At 60.9% G+C, this 8548-nt stretch carries 5 protein-coding genes and 1 pseudogene; 4 read left to right on the top strand and 2 right to left on the bottom strand.

All coding sequences use genetic code 11. The features are described from left to right. The coding region (locus VNZ65_RS24215; protein ID WP_325673659.1) for an Orn/Lys/Arg decarboxylase N-terminal domain-containing protein at positions 1-768 on the bottom strand (768 nt) is incomplete at its 3' end. Positions 769-1044: 276 nt separating this feature from the next. Beyond that, positions 1045-1557, bottom strand: a complete 513-nt coding sequence (locus tag VNZ65_RS24210; RefSeq protein WP_325673657.1) for a dihydrofolate reductase — start codon at positions 1555-1557, stop codon at positions 1045-1047. 385 nt (positions 1558-1942) lie between these two features. Between VNZ65_RS24210 and VNZ65_RS24205 the strand changes: the two genes are divergently transcribed. The 4 genes and pseudogenes from VNZ65_RS24205 to VNZ65_RS24190 all read left to right on the top strand — a co-directional run. Beyond that, positions 1943-3511, top strand: coding sequence for a glucan biosynthesis protein G (locus tag VNZ65_RS24205; RefSeq protein ID WP_414649212.1), 1569 nt, complete (start codon positions 1943-1945; stop codon positions 3509-3511). A 53-nt stretch (positions 3512-3564) separates the two neighbouring features. Next, a complete protein-coding gene (mdoH, locus tag VNZ65_RS24200) occupies positions 3565-6081 on the top strand; it encodes a glucans biosynthesis glucosyltransferase MdoH (RefSeq protein WP_325673653.1) in 2517 nt (838 codons plus the stop codon). A 134-nt stretch (positions 6082-6215) separates the two neighbouring features. After that, positions 6216-7847 carry a glucan biosynthesis protein D gene (locus tag VNZ65_RS24195; protein WP_325673651.1) on the top strand — a complete coding sequence of 544 codons (1632 nt, stop codon included), beginning with the start codon at positions 6216-6218 and terminating at the stop codon, positions 7845-7847. A gap of 143 nt (positions 7848-7990) precedes the next feature. Continuing rightward, positions 7991-8548 (top strand): annotated as a pseudogene (locus VNZ65_RS24190) (multidrug ABC transporter ATP-binding protein); the annotation flags it as partial.

Here is an 8548-nt window from a genome sequence, read left to right as displayed (position 1 = left end):
GCCCGGCGCCACGGTCGAGTGCCACACCATCTTGTTGCTGGTGCTGGTGCCGTTGGTGACGAAGTAGCAATGGTCGGCATTGAAGATGCGCGCGGCGTTGCGCTCGGAAGCTGCGACCGGACCGGTATGGTCGAGCAGCTGGCCGAGTTCTTCGACAGCGTTGCAGACGTCGGCGCGCAGCATGTTTTCGCCGAAGAATTGATGGAACATCTGGCCGATAGGCGACTTCAGGAAGGCGACGCCGCCTGAGTGTCCCGGGCAATGCCACGAGTAGGAACCGTCCTGGGCGTAGTGCACCAGCGCGCGGAAGAAGGGCGGCGACAGGCCGTCCAGATAGGACTTGGCTTCGCGGATGATGTGGCGCGCAACGAATTCCGGGGTGTCTTCGAACATGTGGATGAAGCCGTGCAGTTCGCGCAGGATATCGTTGGGGATATGGCGCGAGGTGCGGGTTTCGCCGTACAGGTAGATCGGGATGTCGGCGTTCTTGTGGCGGATTTCCTCGACAAAGGCGCGCAGAGATTTCAGCGCGTGGTCGGTTTCTTCAAACGAGCCGGCGCCGAATTCTTCGTCGTCGATCGACAGGATAAAGGCGGAGGCCCGCGATTGCTGCTGGGCGAACTGCGACAGGTCGCCGTAACTGGTCACACCCAATACCTCCATGCCTTCGGTCTCCATGGCGTCGGCAAGCGCGCGGATGCCCAGGCCGGAAGTGTTTTCAGAGCGGAAGTCTTCGTCAATGATGACGATGGGGAAGCGGAATTTCATCGAGGTCTCCAGGAGACGGTGGTTGATAACAAGGCTGCGGACAGGGCCGTGCGACGGCGATTAAAAAACAATGTCCCGTTGCGCCAGTGGCGCTTGCGGGTGTTGCCTGGGTAGGGCAATGCAGCCTATCGTTTTCAGCAGGTGTATGGATAATTGCCGCACTCGCGGCCATGCTGAAAAAGAAAGTCGAATTTTCGCAGATATGCACGAAATTGGGGATAAAGATGAGGGAATTCCTGCAGAAAACAACAGATGTCATTCCATCATCAAGCCGGGTCAGCTGCTGGCCTCGCTGAGGCCGGCCGGGCGGCGCTGGTAGACCACGAAAGCGTAGTCGAAACCGTTGGCTTCGGAGTGGTGGTTTTCGCGCGAGATTTCCTGCCATTGCAACGCATCGCGGGCGGGGTAGAAAGCGTCGCAGTCGAAGCTGTGGCGGATCTCGGTGACGATCAGGCACTGTGCCAGGTCCTGCGCCGCGGCGTAGATCTCGGCGCCGCCGATGATGAAGGCTTCGGCATCGCCGGCCAGTTCCGCCGCCGCCGCCAGCGAGGGAGCGCTTTCGACGCCCTCGTGACGCCATGCGGGATTGCGGGTGATGACGATATTGCGCCGGTTCGGCAGCGGCCGCCCGATCGATTCGAAGGTCTTGCGGCCCATGATGACGGCGTGGCCCGAGGTGGTGCGTTTAAAATGCGCCAGATCCTCCGGCAGACGCCAGGGCAAGGTGTTGCGGATGCCGATGCCGTTGTTGGCGTCGGTGGCGACAATAATCGTGAGGCTTGAGGTCATGGGCGCTGTTGCATGAGCCCGCTTTATGCGGATTTGTATTAAAAGCGAGATCTTACTATAAGTTGCGGATGGAACTTTGTCGCCGATGCTTGCTCTTAAAAGCCAGGGCCTGTTAACCTAGGCTAGGGTATTTTGTGGATTTGGCGTGGTTCGGCGTGAATTTGCATGATACCGGGCGTCATTCTGCTGCCAACTTGGCAATTTTCTGCCAATCAATTTTGCAAGTCTTTGTCGCTGCTGTTGCCTGGGATAATGGGCCACAGCTTGCTCATTGCCTGATGGATATAAAAAATTATAGAACACTGATAGACTACCGCTTGCTCTCGACGCTGCCCACAAGGCTTGGTCGGGCAGGTCAATCCAAGCAGTGTCAGATGGGAATCCAATGTATTTGAATTTGTCTCAGCGGACGCAATCGCGTATTTCCGCTCTAGCCCGGGCGCGTATCGCCGTCTTGCCATTATCCGCAGCATTGTTGTTGTCAGCTACCGTTGGCAGCGCTTTTGCCTTTGACTTCGATAACGTTGCCAAGCAGGCAAAAGACCTGGCTGCCAGCTCTTATAGCAAACCGGAAGGCAGCCTGCCCAAGGAAATCGCCAATCTCGATTACGGACAGTACAAGGAGATTCGTTTCCGTCCGGAAAAATCCACCTGGCGCAGCCAGAAATTGCCGTTCGAACTGGCGTTTTTCCATCAGGGCTATGCCTTCGACCAGCCGGTAAAGATCAACGAAATCAATGGCCAGAGCGTGCGTGAAATCCGCTTCGATCCCAACGATTTCGATTTCGGCGCCCTCAAGGTTGACCCGCGCAAGATGCGCGGCCTGGGCTTCGCCGGCTTCCGTGTGCATTTCCCTTTGAATACGCCGAAATACAAGGACGAGGTCTTGTCTTTCCTCGGCGCCAGCTATTTCCGCGGGCTAGGCAAGGACCAGACCTATGGCTTGTCAGCGCGAGGCCTGGCGATAGACACCGGGCTTAGCTCCGGCGAAGAATTTCCGCGTTTCACTGAGTTCTGGATCGAGCGGCCCAAGGCCAGCGACAAGGAATTGACCATTTACGCGCTGCTCAACTCGCGCCGCGTGACCGGCGCCTATCGCTTTGTGCTCAAGCCGGGCGTCGATAGCACGGTTGACGTCAAGGCCCAGCTATACCTCCGCGAGAATGTCAGCAAGCTCGGCCTGGCGCCGCTCACCAGCATGTTCTTGCATGGCGACAACCAGCGTTCGCAGGTCGATGACTATCGGCCCGAAGTGCACGATTCCGATGGCTTGTCGGTAGCTTCCGGCACTGGCGAATGGATCTGGCGGCCGCTGGTCAATCCGAAGCGTTTGCTGGTGACCTCTTATTCCCTGAGTAATCCGGCCGGCTTCGGCCTGATGCAGCGCGACCGCAGCTTTGCCAGCTACCAGGATCTGAACGCTCATTATGAAAAGCAGCCCAGCGCCTGGGTCCAGCCCAAGGGCAACTGGGGCAACGGCAGGGTAGAGCTGGTGCAGATTCCGACGCCGGACGAAACCAATGACAATATTGTTGCCTTCTGGGTGCCTGAAACGCAGCCCAAGGTGGGCCAGCCATTCAATCTGGAATACACTTTGTCATGGCAGAAGGATGCGGAAAAGCGGCCGCCTCTGTCATGGGTCACGCAGACCCGGCGCGGACTGGGCGTGCTGAAGAAGAGCGATGACAATGTCACCGGCCTGGTGGTTGACTTTGAGGGTCCGGTATTCAAGAAACTGTCGGACAAGGTGCAGCCGGAAGGCGTGGTCAGCGCCGACGACAACGGCAAGGTGCTGGAGACCAGGGTGGAGCGCAACGATGTTACCGGCGGCTGGCGCATGACGGTGAAGGTGCGCCGCAACGAGGACAACAAGCCTGTCGAGCTGCGCGGTTTCCTGCGCGGCGGCAGCACTACTTTATCCGAGACCTGGAGCTACATATTACCGCCCAACTAAATCGCCAACCGATGTCGCCGCCGAGTGCAGCAGAGCTGCAGAATTCGCCAGCCATGATGTCTGAAGCCAGTGAGCGTTATCTCGATCGCCTGCCGCTGTCGGCGGAGCGTCGCGCAGCCTTGTCTGCGCAGCTGGAGGCCGGCGGCGACAGTTCCATGGCCGCCGTGCACCAAGCCCTGGCGGCTGGCGGCGAACCGTCGGCGCTGGCTGACGCCAACCCGGCCTATGGTTCGGTCGCCGCGCGCCTGCAGCTGGCGTTTGCCGGACCGTCTTCGACGCAGCCCATGCCTGAGATCGGCACCGACGCTGAGGGCCGCTCGCGCATTGCGATTGCGCCGCCTCTGCAGCGCACGCCGATTGTCGCTCATCCCTGGGGTACGCTGAATCCGCTGGTGCGCTGGATAGAAACCGCCAATAGCAAATTCGACCGCCGGCCGCGCGCCAAGCAGCGCCGTTACAAAAAGACTGCGCGCTCGACTGCGCTGCCGCAGCCGGCGCCTGCGCCGGCCGTCGAAGTCGACAGCCAGGACCAGCACGAGAGCAAGTCGCGCGGCAACCTGCGCCGCATCGTGCTGCTGATGCTGATGCTGGCGCAAACCGCCATGGCGACCTATTTCATGAGCGCCGTGTTGCCCTACCATGGCGACAAGCCGCTGGAACTGGTGACGCTGGGCTTGTTCGCATTGCTGTTTTGCTGGGTGTCGGCAGGATTCTGGACTGCCATGGCCGGCTTCCTGGTACTGATGCGCGGCAGCGACCGCTACGTGATTTCTCGCGAGGAAGCCGCTCCGGGGCCGATCCCGGCCAGCGCCCGCACCGCCATCGTGATGCCGATCTGTAATGAGGATGTGACCCGGGTTTTTGCCGGCCTGCGCGCCACCTACGAATCGGTAGCGGCCAGCGGCGAGCTGGACCGTTTCGACTTCTTCGTACTGAGCGACAGCGGCGACAGCGATATCTGCAGTGCCGAGCTGGACGCCTGGACCAGCCTGTGCCAGACGGTAGGCGGTTTCGGCCGCATTTTCTACCGGCACCGGCGCCGCCGGGTCAAGCGCAAGAGCGGCAATATCGACGATTTCTGCCGGCGCTGGGGCGCCAACTACAGCTACATGATCGTGCTCGACGCCGACAGCGTCATGAGCGGAACCTGCCTGACCACGCTGGTGCGCCTGATGGAAGCCAATCCGACCGCAGGCATCGTGCAGACCGCGCCGCGCGCCGCCGGCCGCGACACCTTGTACGCACGCATCCAGCAGTTCTCGACGCGCGTCTACGGTCCCTTGTTCACCGCCGGCCTGCATTACTGGCAGCTGGGCGAATCGCATTACTGGGGGCATAACGCCATCATCCGCCTGCAGCCGTTCATGGAGCATTGCGCGCTGGCGCCGCTGCCGGGCGAGGGTGCGTTGGCCGGCGAGATTCTCTCGCACGATTTTGTCGAGGCAGCGCTGATGCGGCGCGCCGGCTGGGGTGTCTGGATCGCCTACGACCTGGCCGGCAGCTACGAGGAAATGCCGCCCAACCTGCTGGACGAGCTCAAACGCGACCGCCGCTGGTGCCAGGGCAACCTGATGAATTTTCGCCTGTTCCTGGCGCGCGGCATGCATGCGGTGCACCGCGCGGTGTTCGTGACCGGCGTCATGGCCTATCTGTCGGCGCCGCTGTGGTTCTTGTCATTGCTGCTGTCGACGGTATTGCTGGCGGTGCATACGCTGGTGGCGCCGGAATATTTCGTGACGCCGGGCCAGTTGTTCCCGGTCTGGCCGGAATGGCATCCGGAGCGGGCGCTGGCTTTGTTCAGCGCTACCGCCACTTTGCTGTTCCTGCCGAAAGTACTGAGCGTGGTGCTGATCTGGGCCAAGGGCGCGCGCGAGTTCGGCGGCGCCTTGCGGCTGACCCTGAGCATGATCATGGAGCTGCTGTTTTCGATGCTGCTGGCACCGGTGCGCATGCTGTTCCATACGCGCTTCGTGGTCGGCGCCTTCCTTGGCTGGACCATCAGCTGGAAATCGCCGCCGCGCGAAGATGCCGAAACCAGCTGGGGCGAAGCTTGCCGCCGGCACGGCGGCCATACCCTGCTGGGCCTGGTGTGGGGCGGCGGCGTGTACTGGCTGGAGCCGGGCTTCCTGTGGTGGCTACTGCCTATCGTCGGTTCGCTGGTGCTGTCGATTCCCTTGTCGGTATTTTCCAGCCGCGTGACGCTCGGCCGCAGTTTCCGCCACGCGCGCCTGTTCGTGATTCCGGAGGAAGTCGATTTGCCGCCCGAGCTGGCGGCGACCACGGTATATAACGACAACGGCAAGAAGCTGGCGAGTTTCAACGACGCGGTGGTCGATCCGGTCATGAATGCCTTGTTGTGCGCGGCAGTGACCGCGCGCCCGGCAGTGCCGGCGGCGACCCAGGCGGCGCGCGCAGCGCTGCTCGACAGCGCTCTGAAAGGCGGCCCCGACGGCCTGACGCCGCGCCAGAAAAATGCGCTGCTGGATGACCCCTTGACGCTGTCCCGGTTGCATTTCGAGATCTGGAATTCCGAGCAGGCTAACCGGCGCTGGCGCTCTCAGCCAGTGTAGTCTCGCTGCGCTTGTTTGCAATGCGCAGCACCAGGATTCATATTTTTCTCTGAAGCCGCGCGGCGGGATGCAGGCAAGATTCTTGCCGCATCCCTCCGCCTTAGCGTTCTTCTCACATTATGGGTACCCCATCTATGACAAATCGCCGCACATTCCTGCAATCCGCCGCCGCGACGGCAACCCTGGCCGCTCTCGGCATCCCGCTGGAAGCCATTGCCGCCAACCGCGTGAAGTTCGGCGCCGCGTCGGCCTTTTCTTTCGACGCCTTGATTGCACAGGCGCGTGCGCAGGCCGAAGCGCCTTATAAAGCGCAGCAGACCGCTCCGCGCGAGATTCTGGAAAAAATCGATTACGAAGCCCACGGCAAGATCAAGTTCAAAAATGACTATGCGCTGTTCGCGGACGGCCCCGGCCAGTTCCCCTTGACCTTCTTTCATCTCGGCCGCTATTTCCAGGCGCCGGTACACATGCTGCTGGTCGACGGCAGCGGCGCCGACGCCAAGGCGCGCGAGATCGTCTACGACGAGAGTTATTTCGATATGCCGGCTGACAGCCCGGCGCGCAAGCTGCCGCGCGGCAGCGGCTTCGCCGGCTTTCGTTTTCAGGAAAGCCGGCGCGGCGACCAGGCCAAGCTCGATTGGCATAAGAACGACTGGGTGGCCTTTCTCGGCGCCTCGTACTTCCGCGCGATCGGCGATCTGTATCAGTACGGCCTGTCGGCGCGCGGTATCGCTATCGATGTCGCGCAAGCCGGAAAACCTGAAGAATTCCCGAATTTCACGCATTTCTATTTCACGACGCCGGAGGATGGCAGCGATACCGTCGTGATTTATGCGCTGCTGGATGGCCCAAGCATTTGCGGCGCCTACAAATTCGTCATGCAGCGCAAGGCTGATGCAACTTCCGGCGTAACCATGGAAGTCGAGACTGCCTTGTTTTTACGGCGCGATGTCGAACGCTTGGGCATTGCCCCGGCAACTTCAATGTACTGGTTTTCCGAGACAGTGAAAGGCACCGGCGCCGACTGGCGGCCGGAGGTGCACGATTCCGATGGCCTGGCGATCTGGAACGGCAGCGGCGAGCATATCTGGCGGCCGCTGAACAACCCGGCGAAAACCACCGCCTCGGCATTCGGCGACAACAACCCGCGCGGCTTCGGGCTGCTGCAGCGCGACCGTGTGTTCGATCATTATCAGGATGGCGTGCACTATGAGCGCCGCCCGAGTCTCTGGGTGGAACCGTTGGGCGGATGGGGCGAGGGTGCGGTGCAACTGGTCGAAATTCCAACCGACGACGAAATCCACGATAACGTTGTCGCGATGTGGGTGCCGCGCGCCAAGGCTGTCGCCGGCAGCAGTTACCGCCTGCGCTACCGTCTTTACTGGCAGCAGGATGAACCGTTTCCGACGACGCTGGCCCGCTATGTCGCCACCCGCCTTGGCAACGGCGGCGTGCCCGGTCAGCCTCGTCCGCAAAACGTCCGTAAGTTCATGGTCGAATTCAAGGGCGCGCCGCTGGAAAAACTGGCTTTCGGCGAATTGCCGGAGGCCGTCCTGACAACTTCCCGCGGCAAGTTCTCTTATGTCTTTACTGAAGCCGTCCCTGACGGCGTGGCCGGCCATTGGCGCGCGCAGTTCGACTTGACCGTCGATGGTGCGGAACCAGTCGATTTGCGCCTGTTCCTGCGCTACAAGAACCAGCCCCTGTCGGAAACCTGGCTATTCCAATATATTCCGTTCAAGACACGCACGGTATATGAAGGGTGATGCGATAGCCTGATCCTGTTGCATTGCCCTTGTTTCACCCGGCGCGGCGACCATCTGTGGCCGGGGCATTTCGAAACAACTGATCAATTTGCAATATACTGTCGGGTTGGGGCCGGCCTGCCGGCCTGTTTTGGAGCTTCCCCATGTTTGCCTGGTTCGAACGACTACTGCATCCCTATCCTGATACCGTCATGACGCCGCCGCCGCGCGGATTTTTTGCGTTTGTCTGGGCCTGCACCAAGGGCTTGCGTCCTTACATCATCGCCATGACTTTGCTGACCGCCGTCACCGGCGCCTTCGAGGCTTTGCTGTTTGCCATGATGGGCCGCATCGTCGACTGGCTTGGCCACGCCGAACCGTCAACGCTGTGGAGCCACGAAAGCACTAATCTGCTATTGCTGGCGGCAGTATTGCTGGCCAGTCCTATCGTCGTCGCCCTGCAAAGCATGTTCAAGCAGCAGGCGCTGGCAGGCAATTTTCCGATGCTGCTGCGCTGGAAATTCCATCGCCTGATGCTGAATCAAAGCATGCATTTCTATCAAGACGAATTCGCCGGCCGGGTTGCCACCAAGGTGATGCAGACTTCGCTGGCGGTGCGCGATGTCTGCATGATCTTGTGCGACATCCTGGTGTTCGTGGTGATCTACTTCTTCACCATGGTGGCGGTGGTGGGCAGCTTCAGCGGCTGGATGCTGGTGCCG

The organism is Collimonas sp. (assembly GCF_035566555.1).
Classification (GTDB): Bacteria; Pseudomonadota; Gammaproteobacteria; order Burkholderiales; family Burkholderiaceae_D; genus Collimonas.
Note: the sequence above shows the minus strand (reverse complement) of the source record. Positions and strands in the feature narration are given on the sequence as shown.